The organism is Flavobacterium cheonhonense (assembly GCF_035671315.1).
GTDB lineage: Bacteria > Bacteroidota > Bacteroidia > Flavobacteriales > Flavobacteriaceae > Flavobacterium > Flavobacterium cheonhonense.
Map to the genome: position 1 here is coordinate 1239080 of NZ_JAXAVY010000001.1, position 20361 is coordinate 1259440.

General features: G+C 37.3%; 20 protein-coding genes and 1 tRNA gene. 10 read left to right on the forward strand and 11 right to left on the reverse strand.

The features are described from left to right. Positions 1-307: 307 nt before the first annotated feature. Together SK086_RS05390 and SK086_RS05395 are read right to left on the reverse strand one after the other, a co-directional pair. Complete coding sequence (locus tag SK086_RS05390; RefSeq protein ID WP_324690313.1) at positions 308-3478, reverse strand: LamG-like jellyroll fold domain-containing protein; 3171 nt, start codon at positions 3476-3478, stop codon at positions 308-310. 278 nt (positions 3479-3756) lie between these two features. Then, positions 3757-3830, reverse strand: a tRNA-Met gene (locus SK086_RS05395). A gap of 144 nt (positions 3831-3974) precedes the next feature. Here SK086_RS05395 and SK086_RS05400 point away from each other — a divergent pair. Continuing rightward, positions 3975-4367 (forward strand): START-like domain-containing protein, encoded by a 393-nt coding sequence (locus tag SK086_RS05400; protein WP_290873947.1) that lies wholly within the window; start codon positions 3975-3977, stop codon positions 4365-4367. Positions 4368-4425: 58 nt separating this feature from the next. After that, on the forward strand, positions 4426-5262 hold the full coding sequence (locus SK086_RS05405; protein WP_324690315.1) for an aminotransferase class IV: 837 nt from the start codon (positions 4426-4428) through the stop codon (positions 5260-5262). On the opposite strand, the gene SK086_RS05410 is transcribed toward SK086_RS05405, so the two are convergent. From SK086_RS05410 to SK086_RS05430, 5 genes are all read right to left on the reverse strand, one after another. Next, a complete protein-coding gene (locus SK086_RS05410; RefSeq protein WP_324690316.1) occupies positions 5259-5819 on the reverse strand; it encodes a YqgE/AlgH family protein in 561 nt (186 codons plus the stop codon). The two genes, SK086_RS05405 and SK086_RS05410, sit on opposite strands and share 4 nt — an antisense overlap. A gap of 123 nt (positions 5820-5942) precedes the next feature. Further along, complete coding sequence (locus tag SK086_RS05415; RefSeq protein WP_290873956.1) at positions 5943-6215, reverse strand: HU family DNA-binding protein; 273 nt, start codon at positions 6213-6215, stop codon at positions 5943-5945. Positions 6216-6390: 175 nt separating this feature from the next. Further along, on the reverse strand, positions 6391-7338 hold the full coding sequence (gene fmt / locus SK086_RS05420) for a methionyl-tRNA formyltransferase (protein WP_324690317.1): 948 nt from the start codon (positions 7336-7338) through the stop codon (positions 6391-6393). A 3-nt stretch (positions 7339-7341) separates the two neighbouring features. Then, positions 7342-9234, reverse strand: a complete 1893-nt coding sequence (locus SK086_RS05425) for a RecQ family ATP-dependent DNA helicase (RefSeq protein WP_324690318.1) — start codon at positions 9232-9234, stop codon at positions 7342-7344. Between the two features lie 94 nt (positions 9235-9328). Continuing rightward, positions 9329-9865 (reverse strand): AAA family ATPase, encoded by a 537-nt coding sequence (locus SK086_RS05430; RefSeq protein WP_290873967.1) that lies wholly within the window; start codon positions 9863-9865, stop codon positions 9329-9331. A 263-nt stretch (positions 9866-10128) separates the two neighbouring features. Between SK086_RS05430 and SK086_RS05435 the strand changes: the two genes are divergently transcribed. From SK086_RS05435 to SK086_RS05450, 4 genes are all read left to right on the forward strand, one after another. After that, the gene (locus SK086_RS05435; RefSeq protein ID WP_290873970.1) at positions 10129-10413 is read left to right on the forward strand and encodes a DUF493 family protein; all 285 of its coding nucleotides are present in this window, start codon (positions 10129-10131) and stop codon (positions 10411-10413) included. After that, the gene (locus SK086_RS05440; RefSeq protein WP_290873973.1) at positions 10413-11132 is read left to right on the forward strand and encodes a DUF4290 domain-containing protein; all 720 of its coding nucleotides are present in this window, start codon (positions 10413-10415) and stop codon (positions 11130-11132) included. Before SK086_RS05435 ends, SK086_RS05440 begins: the two co-directional genes overlap by 1 nt. Positions 11133-11212: 80 nt before the next feature. Continuing rightward, positions 11213-12523: a UDP-N-acetylglucosamine 1-carboxyvinyltransferase gene (murA, locus tag SK086_RS05445; protein ID WP_290873976.1), complete on the forward strand. Its 1311-nt coding sequence runs from the start codon at positions 11213-11215 to the stop codon at positions 12521-12523. An 82-nt stretch (positions 12524-12605) separates the two neighbouring features. Next, a complete protein-coding gene (locus tag SK086_RS05450) occupies positions 12606-13373 on the forward strand; it encodes a sulfite exporter TauE/SafE family protein (RefSeq protein WP_290873979.1) in 768 nt (255 codons plus the stop codon). Here the strand turns inward: SK086_RS05450 and SK086_RS05455 are convergent. The 4 genes from SK086_RS05455 to SK086_RS05470 all read right to left on the reverse strand — a co-directional run bounded on the left by SK086_RS05455 (position 13370) and on the right by SK086_RS05470 (position 17341). Continuing rightward, on the reverse strand, positions 13370-15829 hold the full coding sequence (locus SK086_RS05455) for a DUF5686 and carboxypeptidase regulatory-like domain-containing protein (protein WP_324690324.1): 2460 nt from the start codon (positions 15827-15829) through the stop codon (positions 13370-13372). The two genes, SK086_RS05450 and SK086_RS05455, sit on opposite strands and share 4 nt — an antisense overlap. Before the next feature lie 72 nt (positions 15830-15901). After that, positions 15902-16273, reverse strand: coding sequence for a GxxExxY protein (locus SK086_RS05460; protein ID WP_324690326.1), 372 nt, complete (start codon positions 16271-16273; stop codon positions 15902-15904). A gap of 43 nt (positions 16274-16316) precedes the next feature. Beyond that, positions 16317-16730 carry a type II 3-dehydroquinate dehydratase gene (gene aroQ, locus SK086_RS05465; protein WP_324690327.1) on the reverse strand — a complete coding sequence of 138 codons (414 nt, stop codon included), beginning with the start codon at positions 16728-16730 and terminating at the stop codon, positions 16317-16319. 74 nt (positions 16731-16804) lie between these two features. After that, positions 16805-17341: a porin family protein gene (locus SK086_RS05470; RefSeq protein WP_324690328.1), complete on the reverse strand. Its 537-nt coding sequence runs from the start codon at positions 17339-17341 to the stop codon at positions 16805-16807. 279 nt (positions 17342-17620) lie between these two features. Here SK086_RS05470 and SK086_RS05475 point away from each other — a divergent pair, with 279 nt between their 5' ends. The 4 genes from SK086_RS05475 to SK086_RS05490 all read left to right on the forward strand — a co-directional run bounded on the left by SK086_RS05475 (position 17621) and on the right by SK086_RS05490 (position 20339). Then, positions 17621-18181 (forward strand): porin family protein, encoded by a 561-nt coding sequence (locus tag SK086_RS05475; RefSeq protein WP_290873994.1) that lies wholly within the window; start codon positions 17621-17623, stop codon positions 18179-18181. 112 nt (positions 18182-18293) lie between these two features. Continuing rightward, positions 18294-18914, forward strand: coding sequence for a porin family protein (locus tag SK086_RS05480; RefSeq protein ID WP_324690330.1), 621 nt, complete (start codon positions 18294-18296; stop codon positions 18912-18914). Positions 18915-18987: 73 nt separating this feature from the next. Further along, positions 18988-19887: a site-specific tyrosine recombinase XerD gene (gene xerD, locus SK086_RS05485; RefSeq protein ID WP_324690331.1), complete on the forward strand. Its 900-nt coding sequence runs from the start codon at positions 18988-18990 to the stop codon at positions 19885-19887. Positions 19888-19946: 59 nt separating this feature from the next. After that, positions 19947-20339, forward strand: a complete 393-nt coding sequence (locus SK086_RS05490; protein WP_324690332.1) for a response regulator — start codon at positions 19947-19949, stop codon at positions 20337-20339. Positions 20340-20361: the final 22 nt, after the last annotated feature.

Sequence of the window (20361 nt, forward strand, 5' to 3'; positions counted from 1 at the left end):
TGCTTAATTGTTTTTTGAAGATTAATTAAATTCTTCATTTGATTATTTGACGTTTCAAAACTATACAAAATCATTTAAATTATCGACAAAAAGCACAAAAAAATCGATGAAATGCATTATATTATTTTATATATATATAAAAAACTTACAAAAAAAAGTACTTTTTTTCTTTTTCTTCTTCGTTGTATTAACACATTTAATCGATTAACGGTTGGTTTTTTAGACTAACGGTTAAAAAAAGCGACTCGTATAAACCGAGTCGCCCATTAAAAAACAAATGAATTACTTTTACTTATTGTGATTTGTTTTAGAATACTATCTTTTTAGTAATATTTCCTTTGTTGGTAATTACTTTTACTAAGTATGTTCCGGTTGTGGTAATATTAACTTTAAGGTTAATTTCCTCTTGTAGTTGGTTTTCTATAGGCCAAGTATTAATTTTTTGTCCTAATAAGTTATACAATTCAACACCATTGATATTCAATTGTAACGCATCGTTTTTGATGGTTATTTCTTGAGTGTTTTGTGTATGAGTGATTTGTAAGCTACTCCATAGATTGTCTTGTGTTGATAGGGAAGCGCTTGTGCTAAAGCGTAAAGAGAATCTGTTTTCAAATGTACCGGCAGGTAAATACACTTTTAAGTCTTCTTCCAATATGTTATGGTAGACACCGGTTTCATTGTCATATATGTAAACAGTTAATGTTTCATCTACATTTTCCAATTCGCCTATGCTAAATTTTACATTTCCGGCAATTGCATTTTTTACTCCAATAGGATAGATTCTGTTGGGATTAAAATAACCTTCACCCATAATATTTAGATTGTGTGATCCTAAGATGAAGTACATATCATTTGATAATGTTTCTAAGCTGATACCATCATATCCAGCGTCAAAATTTTCAGAGGCATATTGATTCATAAAACCTATTAGAGATTCTCTGTGGTACTGATTGGCTGAATCGTAACCCAAGCGGATCTTCATGAATGATTCTTCCGGTTCTTCTGTGTCGTTTTCTTCTGTACTGTTATTCATAGAGCGGAATAAAGTGTAAGAGGTACTTGCGTTTTCTTTGACAAAAGTTCTCTGACTATTTTTGAAAATAATGTTGCCGCCTGTAGCTGATCCTTTAACAAAGAAACCTTGTCCCACCGGAATATATCTTTTAGGTGTTTTAGAACTTGTTCCCAAACCACTAACCCCTGTTGGTGCAACTGGAGCAGTACCACCTGTTTTAGTGTAGGTTGCATAACCTCCTTGATACTGTACAGTGGTATGAGAACTGTTAGTATTGTAATGTTCCCAAAAATATAATGTTCCTGAAATACTATTTAAGTTATCATCAATGAATTTATTGGCATCAAGGGCAGATGGATAAGGGTTGCCGGTTAGATTAAGATTGTTTGGTAATACAGAAGACGAAATATTACCGTTGTTAGGTTTCCCTACAAAAGTATAATTTTGATTGGAACTCGCAGCTCCACTGCCTTTTAGCGTGAAACCTTGTCCTGCTAACAATAATCCGGTATTCCCAACATATGACCAGTTAGCAGTTCCGTTTGGTAAATCTTGGAATTTGAAAATCCAATATTTTGATAAAGTACGCGGACTCGTAGGAGATGCATTGACTCCTGAAGTCCAATTTAAATTTTGTGGCACAGCCGTAGTGCCGTCTTTAAAAATATCACTAACGGTAAAGCCATGATTAATGGATGTGTTGTTTATTGTGCTTACAGGAGATGACCAATAATTATAATTGAATTTATTGGATTGCCCTTGTTGATCACGTTCCAAAGAACCTGTACTAGTTGGATCAAGATCGCTGTTTATTTGTTGTAGTAATTGAGATTTACCAACTAAGTCAATCTTACCATTCAGTTTCAAATAATGGGTTACTTCAATTTTTGAGTCATTTTCAACAGAGTATGTGTTTTCCTCAACAATCAAGCCTAAAACTTTTTTATTTACTGTTGAAGAAAGAGCATGATTCGTTTTTACAATATTCCATGTAATGACTGAGTTATTGACAATAGATGCGCCACCAGGTTCTGTAACTGATGCGTCATTTGACCATATTGCTAAATTATTCCAAGAACCATTTGAGCTTGTTTGAAAAGGAATGGGTGTGGTTTGATTTTTGACAACGACATTACCTGATGCTACTAAATAACCACGATTGTTGTTTAATGAATCATCATTAATGTGTGTTCCGATAAATGAATTCATTGAATAATAAGCTGTTAAGGACGCCCATTTTACATTTCCTATGTTGTTTAGCGAAATGTTAGACGGAATTAAAGCACCCTTGGTGTAAAGATTATTTTGCTCAATTTCCTGGTTCATAATAAATCGTAGTTGATTTGCCCCCAGTGATTTGTTCCAAATTCTAAACTCATCAATTTCTCCATTAAAATAGTTTTGTATATCGGCTTTATTTCGATATTCTGCCCCAATGGAAAAAGTATGGTTATTAGTACTTGGGGGAGGAGTTGAGATTGTTCGATCTAAAACACCATCGATGAATAGACTTAAATTATTATTGGTAAATGTCAAAATTATGTTATACCATTTTCCATCGGGTATAGACGTATTAGAGGTTAGTAAATTGCCACCACTCCAGATTATATTTAATTTATTGTCATTGCTTAAATAAACTTTATAGCCTGTATTCCCGTCATTTTTGGAAACAATTGTTCTGTCATTGTTAGCGTCATTCTGTCCGTTGGATTTAATCCAAAACATCATCGTAAAATAGGAGGTTAGATTATTGTTGTTTCCAAATCTTATAAGGTCGTTAGTGCCATCGAATACTATCTGACGAGACCCTCTGTTTTGTTTAGCTACTCCGAATGTGAAGTATTTCACACCATCAAAATCATAGTCAGCAATTTGATTTAGTCCGCTTTGGGTAAGAAATACGGTTTCTGTGTTTGTAGAAAAGGTTTCGTCATCTGCAACTATAAGGACGTAAGCATCATTGCTCAATAAAGCAGGTAGGCTACTCAAACTGGCAGTTGGAATGGAAATTTTTGTAGAACCAACGTCTCCACCACTTTCAACAATTTTCCACTTTCTGTTAGGGGTGTCTACAATTGTAGACATTCCGGATCCGCCGGCAAAAGTAAAATTTAATTCGCCATCTGTGTCGTTCATATCGCCATTGTTGTCGCCCCAAACTAAAAAGTTTTTGTCTGTTACGAAGGTGTTGGGATTAGAATCATTGTCCGCTGCTATGGTTCCAAGTCCGATTAGGAGCATTGGTTGCGGGAAGATGTCAGTGTTTTGTTTTTTAAGTAACGAGGCGTTATCATCTCTTCCTATAAAATCAATACTGTTGTTGTAGGGGCTATTATTTGCTGCATCCCAAATTAAAGTTCCGTTAGAGTCATAAAGATTCTGACCAAAGGTTAATGTGGTGCAAAGGCAAGCCACAGATAAAGCAAAATTTGCACATAGATTAGGGGTAGTTTTTTTCATAACTGTAGGGGGATTAGTTAATGAATTTTATTGTGAAATGATTTTTTTAAATACATTTCTTTTGTTTGATATATCAAATCTACGGACATTCATTTTTTAAACGATTAAAAGCAAGATAAAATCGATGAAATACATTTTTTTAATTTAAAATAATATAAAAAACTTACAAAATAATCACAACTCAATGAGGGTCAATTCAGTAATTATTTGAAGGTTAAAGTGTAGGAAAGGGTTTAAGAGAATAAAAAAAGGCTCGGAAAATACCGAACCTTTAATAGTAGCGAGAGAGAGATTTGAACTCTCGACCTCAGGGTTATGAATCCTGCGCTCTAACCAACTGAGCTACCTCGCCAAGACTTTGCATTCCCTGAATGCGGGTGCAAATATAAAATTAAAATCATTGGTTGCAAACATATATTGGTTATTTTTTTTATTTTTAAAAAACGTTTTTTTTTTGACTTTATATTCTATATATTTCCCAAAAATTTATTTAATCATGGATCAAAAAGTACGTTACGAACTCGAGTTTCCGGTAAATTCATCACCACAATTGTTGTATCAATACATCTCAACACCATCAGGTTTGCAAGAGTGGTTTGCCGATAACGTAAATTCCAGAGGTGAATTTTTTACGTTCATTTGGGATGATGTGGAGGAAAATGCACGTTTGGCCTCTAAAAAGACTGGAGAAAAAGTAAAATTCAAATGGGTTGACGACAATAAGAAAGACACTGATTACTATTTTGAATTACGTATTTTAGAAGATGAAATCACAAAAGACGTTTCTTTAATGGTAGTGGATTATGCTTTTGAAGATGAAATTGATGAGTCCAAATTATTGTGGGAAAATCAAATCTCCGATTTAAAACATGTGATAGGTTCTATCTAAATCCTATTTAAAACTTATATTTGTCCCGTCTTATTCTAAATACAAGACGGGTTTTTTTATGGTGAATTTTAATGGTGTTATAACAGAGGAAGAAGTACAGCTGTCAGTATCCAACCGTTCATTTTTATACGGCGATGGTGTTTTTGAAACGCTGAAAGTACTGAACGATCAAATTTTATTTTTCGAAGATCATTATTTCCGATTGTTGGCTTCTATGCGTATTATACGCATGCAAATCCCAATGAGTTTTACCCTAGAATATCTTGAAGAGCAAATTCTGACTTTAGTCAGAAAACAAGGTGTTCAAGATTCCGCTCGTGTCAGATTAACTGTTTTTAGAAATGACGGCGGTTATTATACGCCTACTGATAATAAGGTTTCTTTTGTGATTCAGACTTCTGCTTTATCTGTAAAATCATATACCGCAAGTGAAACACCTTTTGAAGTAGATTTGTACAAAGATTTTATAGTGCCTAAACAGTTGTTGTCAACTTTAAAAACCAATAACAAACTCATCCAAATTACGGCCAGTATTTTTGCTCAAGAAAATGGACTCGATACATGCTTGTTAATAAATGACGATAAAAATGTAATCGAAGCAGCTTATGGTAATTTGTTTGTGTTGTTGAATGGACAATTGATAACACCGCCAATATCAGAAGGATGTTTGAACGGCATTATGCGTAAGCAAATTCTAAAATTAGCTAAAGAATTGGATGGTATTGAGGTGTTAGAACAGCCTATATCACCCTTCGATTTACAAAAAGCCGATGAGCTGTTTATTACCAATGTCATTGTAGGTATCCAATCCGTAACTAAATACCGCAAAAAGGAATTTGAACAAACAATTGACAAACAGTTGTTGGAAAAACTAAACCAAGCAATACAAGCTTAGTTTAAAATAGGATTTTCGGGGGCATTCGACCAAATGAGATAGTCGCCACCCAATTCCAGAATTTTTTCTTTCCAAAAGTGAGCAGAAGATTTTCCCAGAATGTCTTTTTTGTAGATGTTTTTAGACAGTATCCAAGAGTTAGATTGCATTTCGCTTTCCAATTGTTCGGAATCCCAACCGGTGTAGCCCAAGAAAAAACGAATGTTTTTCTTTTTGATTAAGCCTTGATTGATTAGGTCTTTGGTTAATTCAAAATTCCCACCCCAAAATATACCGTTGGATATTTCAATGCTATTCGGAATCAAATGGGGAACATTGTGGATAAAGTACAAATTGTCTTGTTCAACCGGACCGCCATTGTAAATTTTAAACTTGGCCTCAATTTCCGGTAGTACATCTTTGATAGTGTATTTTAAAGGTTTGTTCAGTATAAAGCCAACCGATCCTTCTTCGTTGTGATCGGCTAATAAAATTACTGACCGATTAAAAGATAAATCTCCTATAATCGAAGGTTCTGCGATTAATAATTGCCCTTTTTGTAATTTTTCTGAAATCATTCCCTTCAAAAAATTTTATTAAAGTTGGGAAATTTTTTTTACAAATCCAAATGATTTTAACAAAAACAAAAAAACCACCTCAATATATTGAGGTGGTTTTTATATATCAGAAGTACTAATTTATTAGTTTACTGCTCCGTCTAATTCAGCACCAGCTTTGAATTTAACTACATTTTTAGCAGAAATTTTGATAGTTTTTCCAGTTTGTGGATTTCTTCCGTCTCTGGCAGCTCTTTTAGATACTGACCAAGAACCGAAACCTACTAAAGATACTCTTCCGCCTTTTTTCAAAGTACTACCTACATTTCCTAAAAATGATTCTAAAGCTAATTTTGCAGCAGCTTTTGTGATTCCAGCGTCAGCTGCAATTGCATCGATTAATTCTGATTTGTTCATAATGTTAGTTATTAATTGTTGGTTAAACATTCTGTTAATGATAACAAATTTAATAGGAATTCCTTACCACACAAGAGATTTGGCGTTTTTTTCAGGGTTTTGTTGATAACTTCAGGGTTTTGTTGATAAACAGTTGCTTTTTGGCGATTTTTTTCTTTGAAAGCGGTGTCAGACCTTATTCTGCTTGCGCTCTTTCGGAAAATGATACCCCATTTAGCAACTCATGCGCCGCCATTTTTTTCTTTCCGGGCAATTGCAAACTCAAAATCTGAATAAAACCATCTTTAACCGCTACTTTCATCTCTTTTTTGGTAGTAATGAGTTGACCTACTGGCAAGGCATGCGATTCTGAAATGACCTTGGCTTCATATAGTTTAACGTTCCATTCTTCGCCATTGTCTTTAAAAAAACACCAAGCTGCAGGATAAGGTGATAAGCCTCGAATTAAATTGTGAATCTCAGCAGCTGATTTGTGCCAATCCACTTTGCAATTGTCTTTGTTGAGTTTGTATGCCGTTTTGATATCAGCATTATCTACTTGTATAGTAGTAGTAACAGTTCCGTTTTCAATCAAGGCTAAAGTTGCGATCACGGCTTCACTGCCTATGGTCATCAAACGGTTGTGCAATTCTCCGGCCGATTCTTCAGAGCCAATCATTGTTTCTTTACTCAAAATCATAGCGCCTGTATCTATTTTATCGTCGATAAAGAAAGTGGTTACGCCGGTTTTACTTTCACCGTTAATTATCGCCCAATTGATAGGGGCAGCACCGCGGTAATTCGGTAATAACGAAGCGTGTAAATTAAAAGTGCCCAATTTCGGCATACGCCAAACCACTTCAGGCAACATTCTGAAGGCTACTACGACTTGTAAATTGGCATTCAAGCTTTGCAATTCCGCTAAAAAAGTTTCGTCTTTGAGGTTCGTAGGTTGCAGCAATTTCAAGTTGTTATCCAAAGCGTATTCTTTAACGGCTGAATATTTCAATTTCTGACCGCGACCGGCCGGTTTGTCTGCGGCAGTAATCACACCTACAACCTCGTAATGGTTTTTGATAATGGTGTCCAAAATGCCAACGGCAAACTCGGGCGTGCCCATAAAAACAATGCGTAATTTTTCCATGATTTATTTTAAGGAGTACAAATTGTTAGGTTTAATGCTGATGGTTTCTTCTTCCAACAGTTTTTGCAGGGCAAAGATAACATCGTCTTTGGGAAGTTTGGTGAGTTTTTGAATATCTCTCGAATTAAAGTCTTGTAACTTTAATAAGTCCACAATTTTTTCAGCGACTGTTTCCGGCGCTACTGTTTTCTTATTTTGATGGATACAATACGAACAAATGCCGCAATCTTTCTTTTGGTCTTCGCCGAAATACGCCATCAGCAATTTACTTTTGCAAGTCTTTTGGTCTTCGCAATACGCCAAAACAGCTTTGAGTTGTTCGGTTTTTAATTTGTTTTGGGCTTCGAGGTATTTGGAAACCCGGTTTATCGTGCGCTCGTCTTCTCTGACTTCATTAAAAGTAATGGTAGCATCATTGTTTTTGGCAATCATTTCGATGATGTTCTTTTCTTTTAAGTTTTCCAACAGTGAAAGGACTTCGGTTTCGGTTCGATTGGATTTTTTGGCGACTAACGAAATGTTCAAAGCGGTTTGCATTTCATAAACCCCGGGATAAGTCCGCAAAATGGTTAACAGTATGACTTCGTCATTGGGATGCAAACTCATATAGCGAATGACTTCTTTAGACGGTATAATGAATTGTAAACTGATTTTTTCCGAAAACTCCTGGGATAAGGTAATGATGCCTTGTCGGTCCAGAAACTGCAAAGCATTGTACGTTTTTAGTGTAGGGAAGTTATACTTAGTGCAATACTGATGCAAATTGAAACCAAATTGTTCATCGATGCCCTCGCCGTAAGCAATTTGAAAATAGTTGCATAATTTTGAAAACACCGTATTCAAAAAAGCCTTGTCCGGTAAAACATTGATGAACTGCGCTTCGGCATGTATCATATCGGAAGGGTTTTGCAACAATACTGCAAATGCTTTCTCGCCGTTTCTTCCGGCACGACCGGCTTCCTGATAATAATTTTCCAGGTTTTGCGGCAAGTGCAAGTGCACAACGGTTTTTACATTTGCCTTATCTATGCCCATACCGAAGGCGTTAGTAGCTACAATAACTTGGGCCTTTTCTGTCATCCAAAGTTGCATCTGTTTTTCCTTGTCTTTAGCCGATAAACCCCCGTGGTAAAAGGTAGCCGTAAAGCCTAAGCTTTCGAGTTGTTTGGCTATGTCTGAACAAGATTTTCTGTTGCCTACATACACTATGGAAGGTTGTGGGTTTTTTTGTAGTATTTGTTGCAACAAATGCAATTTATCTTCGGTTTCAAACACCATGTAAGCGATGTTCTCGCGGTAGAACGACTTCGAGAAAGTTTGAGGATTATTCAGCTGTAACTGTGTAACAATATCTTCTTTCACTCGCGGTGTAGCCGAGGCTGTCAGTGCTAAAAAAGGCACTTTTGGGAAGTATTCTTTCAGTTGGGCAATTTTCAGGTAAGCCGGTCGAAAATCATGTCCCCATTGCGACACACAGTGCGCTTCATCAATAGCGATGAGGTTAATAGGTAAATTTTTGAGGCGTTCCAAAATCCAGTCGCTTTGCAAACGCTCGGGCGATAGGTACAAGAATTTATAGTTGCCGTACTGACAGTTGTCTAACAAATCGATGATGTCGTCTTGATGAATACCTCCGGTTAAAGCGATGGCTTTGATGCCTTTACTTTGGAGGTTTTGCACTTGGTCTTTCATCAGAGCAATCAAAGGCGAAATGACCAAGCAAATGCCTTCCATCATCATTCCCGGAACTTGAAAACAAATCGATTTTCCGCCGCCCGTTGGCATCAAGGTAAAAGTGTCGTTTCCTGCCAATACCGATTGGATAATGGCTTCTTGTGGCTCTCGAAAAGCTGTATGCTTCCAGTATTGCTTAAGGATTTCGAGTGGTTTAGACATTTTGTTTGTTGTAAGTTCTATGTTGTAAGTTGTATGTTCTCAAAACTACTTATTTTTTTTGACCTACAGCTTACACTTTTAACCCATCAAACTGCTAAACCAACTGGTTCAATATGAACTGAATGCGTTCTTCCACACTTCCACGCGGTACTTCGATGAGTTCGTACCCGTATTTTTGGTAAGTTTCCAAAAGGTGTCCGAAGATGAGTTTGGCTTGTTCAAAATTCTCATAACGGGCTTCGTCACTTTCGTAAATTTCTTCCCAAGGCGGTAAAACAAACACTTTGGAGTACTGATGTTCTCTACTGGCTTGGTCAAAAAACGCCGGATAACTATCGCCTATGTAGTGCATGTATGCCAAAATATCCGGAATGCCTCGGTCTAAAAATACAATTTCCGATACATCATCGTGGGCTTGTTGGTGTTGCTTTTTGCGGCCTTCAAGTAGTAATTCGCTGAAAAGCAGTGGTTTTTCCAAAAACAATTGTTCTATGCCTTGCTTTTTGGCTTCGAGGGTTATTTGTCTTGAAATTTCGGGAAAACACGCATAACCTTGTTCGATGAGTGCATCGATGATGGTGGTTTTACCGGTGCCGGGACCTCCGGTGATGACAATGAGTTCTTTTTTCAAGATTTTTGGAAATAAGGCGCAAATTTATTCAAACTAATGGGATATTGAAAAGGATTTTGGTTTTTTATTTCGGACGTTGCCCAAAGTGCCAAAAGCGGCTCCCTTAACTCCGATTGGAGTCTCGTTGTCAGACGAGATGGAAAGCGGGAATACGGCAGGCCGATAAAGCCCGAACCTTTCGTTCAAAAAAATAACTAAAACGGATGGATTTCTGCAACAGAATCTGAAAGCAATACTGTATATTTGCCTTTATTTTTGATGTAATGGACAAGAAGACAGAAGAATTTTATATCAGATTGCGCGAGGAGTTGGCGAACACTTCTACTTGGCCGAACGAGTACTTATACAAGTTTATAGTGCCAACAGATGCCAAGAAGATTGAGGAAGTGGAAAATGCTTTCGACAATATGGGTGCCGTAATCCAAACCCAACAGTCCAAAAACGGCAAGTACACCAGTTTGTCGGTGAATGTGATGATGGAAAATCCGGACAGCGTGGTAGAAAAGTATATTGAAGTATCAACTATTGAAGGAATAATTTCACTGTAATGGCAGAAAAATATATAAAAGAGAATGCCAATGATGTGGTTTGTCATTTGGAATACAATGCCGAAAGACCGCATTTGATTATACCGGAATACGGTCGTCATTTGCAAAAGTTGATCGATCAGGCTACTGAAATTCCGGATAGGGAAGAGCGCAACAAAGCCGCTAAATACATCATACAAGTGATGGGTACCTTGAATCCGCACTTGCGCGATGTACCCGATTTTCAGCACAAATTGTGGGATCAGATTTTTATCATGTCTGATTTTCGTTTGGATGTTGATTCGCCATATCCTATTCCAACGCGTGACGTCATCAACTTAAAACCGGAGCGTTTGCCTTATCCGCAAAGAAATCCGAAATACCGATTTTACGGCAATAACATTACGAACATGATTGATGTGGCCAACAGCTGGGAAGAAGGTGAAATGAAGAGTGCCTTGGTGAAAGTGATTGCCAATCACATGAAAAAATCGTATTTGAGTTGGAACAAAGACACGGTGACCGATACCGTAATTTTTGAGCATTTGTATGAATTGTCCGGCGGGAAATTGAACTTATTGCAAAGCAGTGAAGAGTTGTTAAACACTAATGATTTGATGCGAACCAATAAAAAAATGTCCAACAAAAACCAACCGCAACAAAACAACAACAAGCAGAACAAAAACAAAAACGGGAAGAAGCCGTTTCAGAAAAATAATAACAATAACAATCAGAAATAGTTGTAGGTTGTAAGTTCTGGGTTCTATGTTTAATCCAATGTAACTTACAACTTATAACACACAACCTATTAACTTATAATATGGGAACATTCAAAATAGAAGGCGGTATCCAACTAAAAGGGGAAGTACAACCGCAAGGGGCTAAGAACGAAGCGTTACAAGTATTATGTCCGGCTTTATTAACCTCGGAGAAAGTTAGAGTAACCAATATTCCGGATATTATCGACGTCAACAAGTTGATCGTATTGTTAGGAAACTTGGGCGTTAAAATTCAGAAAAACGGTCCGGGCGATTATACTTTTCAAGCCGATGAAGTGAATATCGATTATTTGAAAACAGAAGCTTTTAAAAAAGAAGGCGGTAGTTTGAGAGGTTCGATTATGATAGTTGGTCCGCTATTAGCTCGTTTTGGTTGCGGTTATATTCCGAAACCTGGCGGTGATAAAATCGGAAGAAGAAGATTGGATACGCACTTTGAAGGTTTTATCAATTTGGGGGCTAAATTCCGTTACGAAAGAGAAGATCACTTTTACGGCGTAGAAACCAAAACCCGTTTGAAAGGAGCCTACATGTTGTTAGATGAAGCATCGGTAACCGGAACAGCTAACATTGTAATGGCAGCGGTTTTGGCCGAAGGGACAACCACCATTTACAATGCCGCTTGTGAACCGTATTTGCAACAATTGTGTAAAATGTTGAACTCGATGGGTGCCAAAATCACCGGAGTTGGTTCCAACTTACTAACCATTGAAGGCGTTGAGAAATTAGGCGGATGCGAACACCGAATCCTACCGGATATGATTGAAATTGGTTCGTGGATTGGTCTGGCTGCTATGACTCGTAGTGAAATTACCATTAAAAATGTAAGCTGGGAAAACTTGGGTGTCATTCCGAATGTGTTCCGCAAATTGGGAATTACCTTAGAGCAAAAAGGGGATGATATTTACATTCCGGCACACACCAAAGGATACACCGTGAAAACCGATATCGACGGTTCGATTTTAACGATAGCCGATGCGCCTTGGCCCGGTTTTACACCGGATTTGTTGAGTATCGTTTTAGTGGTAGCTACGCAAGCCAACGGCGATGTGTTGATTCACCAAAAAATGTTTGAAAGCCGTTTGTTCTTTGTAGACAAATTGATTGATATGGGAGCCAAAATCATGTTGTGTGATCCGCACAGAGCTGTAGTTATGGGGCACAATTTCCAATCGCAGTTAAAAGCCACTACGATGTCTTCACCGGATATTCGTGCGGGAATTTCGTTGTTGATTGCGGCACTTTCTGCTAAAGGAACGTCAACCATTCAAAACATCGAGCAAATTGACCGAGGTTATGAAAGAATCGATGAGAGATTGCGTGCTCTAGGAGCCAATATTGTTAGAGTTTAAGGAATAGTAGATTATAAACATTAAATAGTATATGTGAAATCCCAAAACTTATTAAGATTTGGGATTTTGTTTTTTTAGTCAGATGGAAACTTACATCATCGTTTTACTTTGTATTGCCTCTTTTTTCGCCGGATTTGTCGATGCTATCGTGGGCGGAGGAGGTTTAATCCAAACTCCCGTAGCCATGATATTGATGCCGAATTTGTCGGTGGCGAGTATCATCGGATCGCTTAAAATTCCGGCTTTCAGCGGAACGAGTTTTGCCGCTTTTCAGTATTTGAAACAAGTGGTGCTGAATTGGAAATTGCTGATATTAATGTCGGTTCTGGCTTTTGGTGCTGCTTTTGGCGGTTCGGCTTTGCTTACCGTAGTGAGTAACGATTTTATGAAGCCGCTATTGTTTTTCATTCTCATAGGCTTGGCGATTTATACGTTTAAAAAGAAAAACTTCGGGCAGCAACAAGAAAAATCACATTCGGTTAAACGCCAAATGGTGTACGCTGTCGTCATCAGTATACTGGTGGGTTTTTACGACGGTTTTATTGGTCCCGGTACAGGCAGTTTTTTGGTCTTGGGTTTTGTGTCGATTTTGGGATTCGATTTTTTGCACGCTTCGGCCAATGCCAAAATGGTGAACTTGGCCACCAATTTCGGTTCGATTTGTTTGTTTGTAATAAAAGGCAAAATCATCTGGGCTTTTGCCATTCCTATGGCATTTTGTAATGCTTTTGGTGGCTGGTTGGGCGCTAAATTGGCCATAAAAAAAGGAAATACCTTCATTAGAAAGTTTTTCCTTTTTGTTGTAATCCTTACGCTCTTGCGTTTTGGGTATGATGTTTTCTTCGCTTAAAAATTCAAGCCAAACATAATCCCGTCACCTTGATAACCGTTTTGGTAAGAGCGGACGTAATCGATGCGTAAAATTCGGTATTTGCCAAACCCTAAGTTACTCAAACCGGCAGAGAATTCCTGGTACGGATTGCGGTTAGGAATGGAAAGGTTTTTAAAGCCCAACACCAATTTGGATTGCAACTTATTCAGTAACGGAATTTTATTCATGATAAATCCTTTGTCGTTGTATTCCATGTGTGTTTCCCAATAGCTGTCGTTTGTACTGGCTGCATAATAAGGCAACAAGTTGAACTGATTGGTATATGAGCTGCCGAAAACCACATGCGTTTGGTTGCCGTTAAAGTGTTGGAAATCTACAAATGACATACCGTCAGCATTGAAAAACTTCCCGGCTTTGGTATTGATATCAATTTCGCCTTTGTTTTTTAAGGTCAGCGAATATTGCAAGCGCGCCGAAATTTTGTCGTAGTTGTAGTTGTCTTCATTGCCGGCCATACCTTTTTCGTAATTGATGGAAATCGACGGGTATTTGTCGTTGCCCAAATTGTATTTGCCGTCCGGACGAGTAATGTACTGTTGGCCGAATTTGATTCTTGCCCCAATATTCATTTTCACCAAATTATGACGGTCGATAATGGCGGCAGTTTCATCCAACGGCAACAACGGATGATTCGAGCTGTATTGGTCTTCCGATTTGATAACGGCATAATCGGTAGTGTTGAACAACGGTTTTCTTTCGGCATATTCCAACCCTAAACTCATGTCTAAACCATTTAAAATTTCTCGGGAAAAGTTACTGGCGATAAAGTTTTTCTCGTACAATTTCATAAAATTGTTTTTAAAGAACAAGCTGCTCACCGAGTTGATTAACTTAGAAATCGGTTCTTCTCGGTTGAATTGGTTTACCGAATTACCGCCGAAAACGGATAAGTAAGTTTTGCTTTTATTGCTGAGTTTCGAGGAGAAAAAAGCGGTTGGTCGGAATCGCTCGTCTGAGAAACCATAGGCTAGGGAAGAGCCAAATCCGTAATAGGTGTTCTTGTCTTCGTTTCGTTTAAAGTAAGACAAACCAATATTGGTATTCCAACCCTGAACCGTGTTAAACGAAGTATTTAATAAAGGTCCGTTGTAGTTAATCGACCATTTTTTAAACGAATTAGAATAACTGTAGCCATTTAAAATATCAGTAAAACCGAATTTATTTCTCTTGGCGTCAATCGAATCCAAGTAGGTTTTCGACTTCTTCTTTTCTTGCAAAGCGTCTTTTTTGATGTAATCGGTCGTTTCTTCACCGGTTAGCGGCACCGGACGAATGGTGTTCCAAAAACTATCCTCTTTTTTGTTGGCATTTTCCTCGAATTTGATGACTTCGGCAGTAAAAGTTTTCTTTTCAAACTTTTCCGGAAACGTAAAGTTGGTAAACACATACGTAAATCGCCCCGACATATTGATGCCAAACATACCGGCATCGAAATCTAGGGTTTGGGTGTTTTTGGCCCAAACTTTAGTAGCGCTATTGTAACTGAAGTTTTGTTTTAAGGCTAAAGTATTTAAAGCCGGATTCTGAATTTGGGTTCCGGTAAAATTCACGTCCACAGCATAAATCGCATAGGTATCGTCTACTATATAGATGTAACCCGACATCACCGGTTCGGTTTCGCGGCGCGGGATGATTTTGATTTTATTGATTTGCTGGCGGTTCTCTGTAAAGAAGGAACCTTCAAACTGATAGCGATAATAGTTAAACGCATTGTCGGCTATGGGTGAAACCACATTGGCGTCAAACTCCAGGTAGTTGTCGTAAAAGTCGAAGTTAGCCGATGAGGCATTGTTAAAGCTAAAACCGTTGTCGCGACCGCTAACTTTAGAAGCTATGATTTCTTCTTTCATTTTGTCCGGCTTTTGGAACGTAATTCTGGAAACCGTTTCAGATAAATACAATATACCACTGCGGGTGGAATCGATAATTTCGTCAAAAAAATCTAACTTTTGTCCTAGTATGGTTTTGGGTAAATTTTTAACTCTGAAAATCCCACGGGAATAAAAATCGGCTGTGTAACGTGCTGTTTTGGCCGAGTTATCTTTTTTGTTTTTTATGGCGTTTCGGATGATTTCGTTGGCCGGATTGTCTTTAGGATTAATGACTACTTCATTCAAGATGATGTTTTCTTCTACTAAAACCACTTCTATTTCCACGGGCGTTTTGTCGAGTGTAACGACTTGCTTGGCGGTTTTGTATCCTAAATATTGAAACAACAAGGTATGATTTCCCGGTGTTTTTATGTTGATTTCAAATCGACCTTGCTCGTTGGTCGTAGTTCCGTTATAGGTGTTTTCTTCAAAGATGTTGACAAAGGGTAGCGGATTTCCTTTTTCGTCGGTGACTTTTCCGCGGACTTGGGCATTGGTTAAAGCAATAATAAAAAGAAAGAAGAGTGTTAGTTTTTTTTTCATGTTTAATAGTTTGTTATACAGCGATATAGAGTTTCACAGAGATTCACAGAGTAAAAATGAGATACACTGAGCTTATAGTTTGAATCTTTTTATTCCTTGTTTCAGCATTTTGGTGTTAAAGTTTATGAGCAATCCGGTGGAGTAATTGCCAAGTTTCATGTAGGTAAGAATTTGGGCAAAATGAACATCGGTGAAAGCTTCTACTGTTTTGAGTTCTACTACTATTTTGTTTTCGACTAATAAATCAATTCTGTAGCCTTGATCTAGCTTTATTTCTTTGTAAACTAAAGGAAATGTTTTTTCACATTCTACATCAAGATCATGTTTTTTTATTTCATACAAAAGACATTCTTTGTAAGCAGATTCTAAAAGACCCGGACCAAGATGACGATGCACTTCGATGGCTAATCCGATGATTTTCTCAGTTAATAAATCAGTTTCCATAATTTTCTGTGTATCTCCGTTTGCTCTGTGAATCTCTGTGAAACTACAGCAACGATTGCAATGCCAACTCATAGCTTTTCAAACCAAACCCAATTACAATTCCTTTGGCGTTTGGTGAGATAAACGATTGATGGCGGAAAGACTCACGAGCAAATGTATTAGAAATATGTACTTCAATAACCGGTGTTATGATTGCTTTAACAGCATCGCCTATGCCAACCGAAGTATGGGTGTAAGCTGCGGCATTTAAAATGATGCCATCGTATGAAAATCCGACTTCCTGAATTTTGGTAATGAGTTCGCCTTCTACATTACTTTGGAAATAACGCAACTCCACGTTAGGATATTTGTTTTGTAAGTCGGCAAAGAAGTCTTCAAAAGTTGCGGCACCGTAAATATCCGGTTCGCGTTTGCCCAGTAAGTTTAAGTTGGGACCATTAATGATGATGATTTTCATAGGATGAATTTTAAGTAAAAATAAAAAACCGCTGTCGAACGGACAACGGTTTAGCGGTAAACTTTCTTTTTTTATCAGAATCGATAACCTAGCGAAAGTTGAATCGTTCTGTTTTTGACTTCAGCATTTTTGTTGGCCTCTGTTAAACCGGCTACATAGCGAGCTTGGAGTAAGAAATGATCCGTGATATTGTAACCCAAACCACCGGCTAATCCAAAATCAAACGTTTCGCCTTCAAACTGATCCGGTACATTTTCATTGACCAAGAAGGAAAATTGCGGTCCGGCTTCAAAACTCAACTTGTTTTTGGTTAGATAGAATTTGGCTAACACGGGAACAGTAATGTAGTTGTAATTGATGTCGTCAAAAGCAGCTTCGTCCACTTTAGTCCCTTGCGAGGAGTAAACCAATTCCGGTTGTAACGACAAGTTCTCAAATACTTTTACTTCCATCAAAGCTCCAAAATGGAAGCTGGTGTATGTTGAACCTTCCACATTGTTACCTTCTAAGTTGGCAAAATTGGCTCCGGCTTTGAGTCCGAACTTCAAGGTTTGCGCCTGTAAACCGGCCATACTACTCAATAATACTAATAAAACAATTGCTCTTTTCATAGTGTACTAGTTTTAAGTTTATATATAAACGGCGCAAATAGACTTTTATTATTTGGCGGTGAAATTTTAGACTTTATTGAAAAAAATCTTATAAAAAGCGGGGTTTTTAAATTTGTTAACAAAAACCTAATTATGGCTTATTCTATTTAAAATGCTGTAAAACAGTTGATTCAGCCTTTTTTATTGTTAATAACCTTGTTGATAAGTACAAATCCTCTGATTATTCCTATTGGACTAAACTTATAACTTTGTCTCAATTAATTTTAAAATTAAACAAACATGAAAAAAATTATTTTAACTATGGCTGCTGTATTTGCTGTATCTTTTGCAAATGCACAAGACAAAAAAGGTGGTTCTAGCGACATGAAATTTGGTGTTAAAGCTGGATATGTTAACGCTAATTATGGATCAGATGCGAACGACGGTGATCCAAGATCAGGTTTTTATTTGGGAGGTTTAGTAGACTTTTCAGTTTCGGAAAAATTCCACGTGCAACCAGAGTTATTATATACTATGGAAGGTAATGGTGAAACTGATTTTGATTTAAATTTTGTTAGAATCCCAGTTATGGCTAAGTATTATGTTGCCGATGGTTTCAACCTACAAGCAGGTCCTCAATTTGGATTTGTTGCGGGTGGAGGTGCAGCAAAAGATTATTTAAAATCTTTTGATTTTGGTTTAGGAATTGGTGCCGGTTATGAATTAGAGTCAGGTTTGTTCTTTGACGCTAGATATAACTTAGGTTTCTCTGATTTAAACGATTTTCCTGCTGGTTCTGGATTTGATACTGCGAAAATCACACAGAATTCATTGAACGTAGGTTTAGGATACAGATTCTAATCTTACCAAAGATTATAACAGAAAACCTCTCAATTTGAGAGGTTTTTTTATGTCTAATAGTTTTTGTGTGAATAAAATACTACTTTTACCGTCAAACTTAAAACAACTGATAATGAAAAAATTTTTTGTGGCTATCGTAGCGTTCATTGGTTTGGGATCACTCCAAGCCCAAAATGTTAAGTACGGATTGAAAGGCGGTTTGAACATTGCTAATCTTAATGTTTCCGGGGAAGCATCACCAAGCATGAATTCAATTGTAAATCTCCATATTGGAGCTTTTGCTGAATTTAAAATAAACAAAAAAGTAGCTTTTCAACCAGAATTGCTTTACTCTATGCAAGGCGCTAAGTATAGCCAAATTATAAATGTTGAGGGTACTAATTACGATACTAATAATACTTTGAAATTTGCCTATTTGAATATTCCGTTGATGTTTAAATATTATCCGCAAAGTCAATTTTATTTTGAGGCAGGACCGCAATTGGGTTTGTTAACCTCTGCCAAAGTTGATGTTGATGTGGTCGGTTTTGGTTCCGGTAGTGATGATGTGAAAGAATTTTTTAAAACCGTTGATTTCGGAATGAATGTTGGTTTAGGGTATAATTTTTCTAAAAATGTACTCGTTGGTGCCAGATACAATTTCGGTTTGTCTAACATAGCGGATACAGAACCCGGTGATAATACAAAAATGAAGAATAGCGTGTTTTCGTTGTCTTTAGGGTATATTTTTTAAAAATCCGGTATTCCTTTACAACCTCTCCATTCGAGAGGTTTTTTTATACCTTCACTTTTCGTTTCTTTGTGGTATGAACTGGAGTCCTTATATCAAGAGTTTTCAATCGTATCTCAAAATTGAACGGGGTTTATCAAAAAACACCATAGCCAATTACACCTTCGATTTAGAGCGTTTGTGCGCTTTTTTAAATGACAACAACATTAGCGTGGCTCCGGAAAAAATTGCTGAAGAAACCATTCAACAATTCATTTATGCCGTTTCAAAAGAAGTCAATGCCCGCTCGCAAGCCAGAATTATCTCCGGATTGAAAAGTTTTTTTTCTTATTTAATTTTCGAAGATTATCGTTCCGACAGTCCGATGGAATTGATAGAAGCGCCTAAAATTGGTCGGAAATTACCTGATACACTCAGTGTGGAAGATATTGACAATTTAATAGCTGCGGTCGATTTATCCACACCCGAAGGCGAACGCAATCGTGCTATTTTAGAAACGCTGTACAGTTGTGGTTTGCGGGTTTCGGAGTTGGTTTCACTTAAAATATCCGATTTGTTTTTCGATGAAGGTTTTGTAAAAATTACCGGTAAAGGCAATAAGCAGCGCTTTGTGCCCATTGCTCAAAGCACACAGCGCTATATCGAGAGTTATAAAAATAACATTCGAAATCATCTCAACATTGCTAAAGGTCACGAAGATACCTTGTTCTTAAATCGAAGAGGAAAGCAACTCACTAGGGCGATGGTTTTTACGATTATCAAAACTTTAGCCGTTAAAATCAATTTGCAAAAGAATATCAGTCCCCATACGTTGAGGCATTCTTTTGCGACCCATTTATTGGAAAACGGTGCCGATTTGCGTTCCATTCAAATGATGCTTGGACATGAATCTATTACCACTACAGAGGTTTATGTGCATTTGGATCGCAAACACTTAACACAAATAATACATACATTTCATCCGAGAAAAGTGTAGTTTGTCGATTTTTTGTTATTTTTGCCGCGTCAAACAACAATAACCCCAAACTGTTTACAATGAAATTTAACCAAATTTTTGTGGTGGATGATGATAAGATTCATCATTTTATGATCAAAAAACTATTGCAAAACAATCAAATAGAGGTCAATCCCAGTTTTTTTGAAAATGGATTTGAAGCTATTAATGGTTTGAAAAATTGCATCAACAGCGGTGCCAATTTGCCCGATTTGATTTTATTAGATATCAATATGCCTGTGCTGGATGGCTGGCAGTTTTTGGAAGAATACAAAACCATCAAAAATAATTTGTCCAAAGACATCGTGATTAACATACTGACCTCTTCAGATGATAAGGAAGATTTGAATAAAGCTGAGTTGTTTAAGGAAGAAATTCATAAATACTACACCAAGCCGGTAACCGTAGCACTCATTAAAGATATATTCCAATAAAAAAGGCGACTGTTAAGTCGCC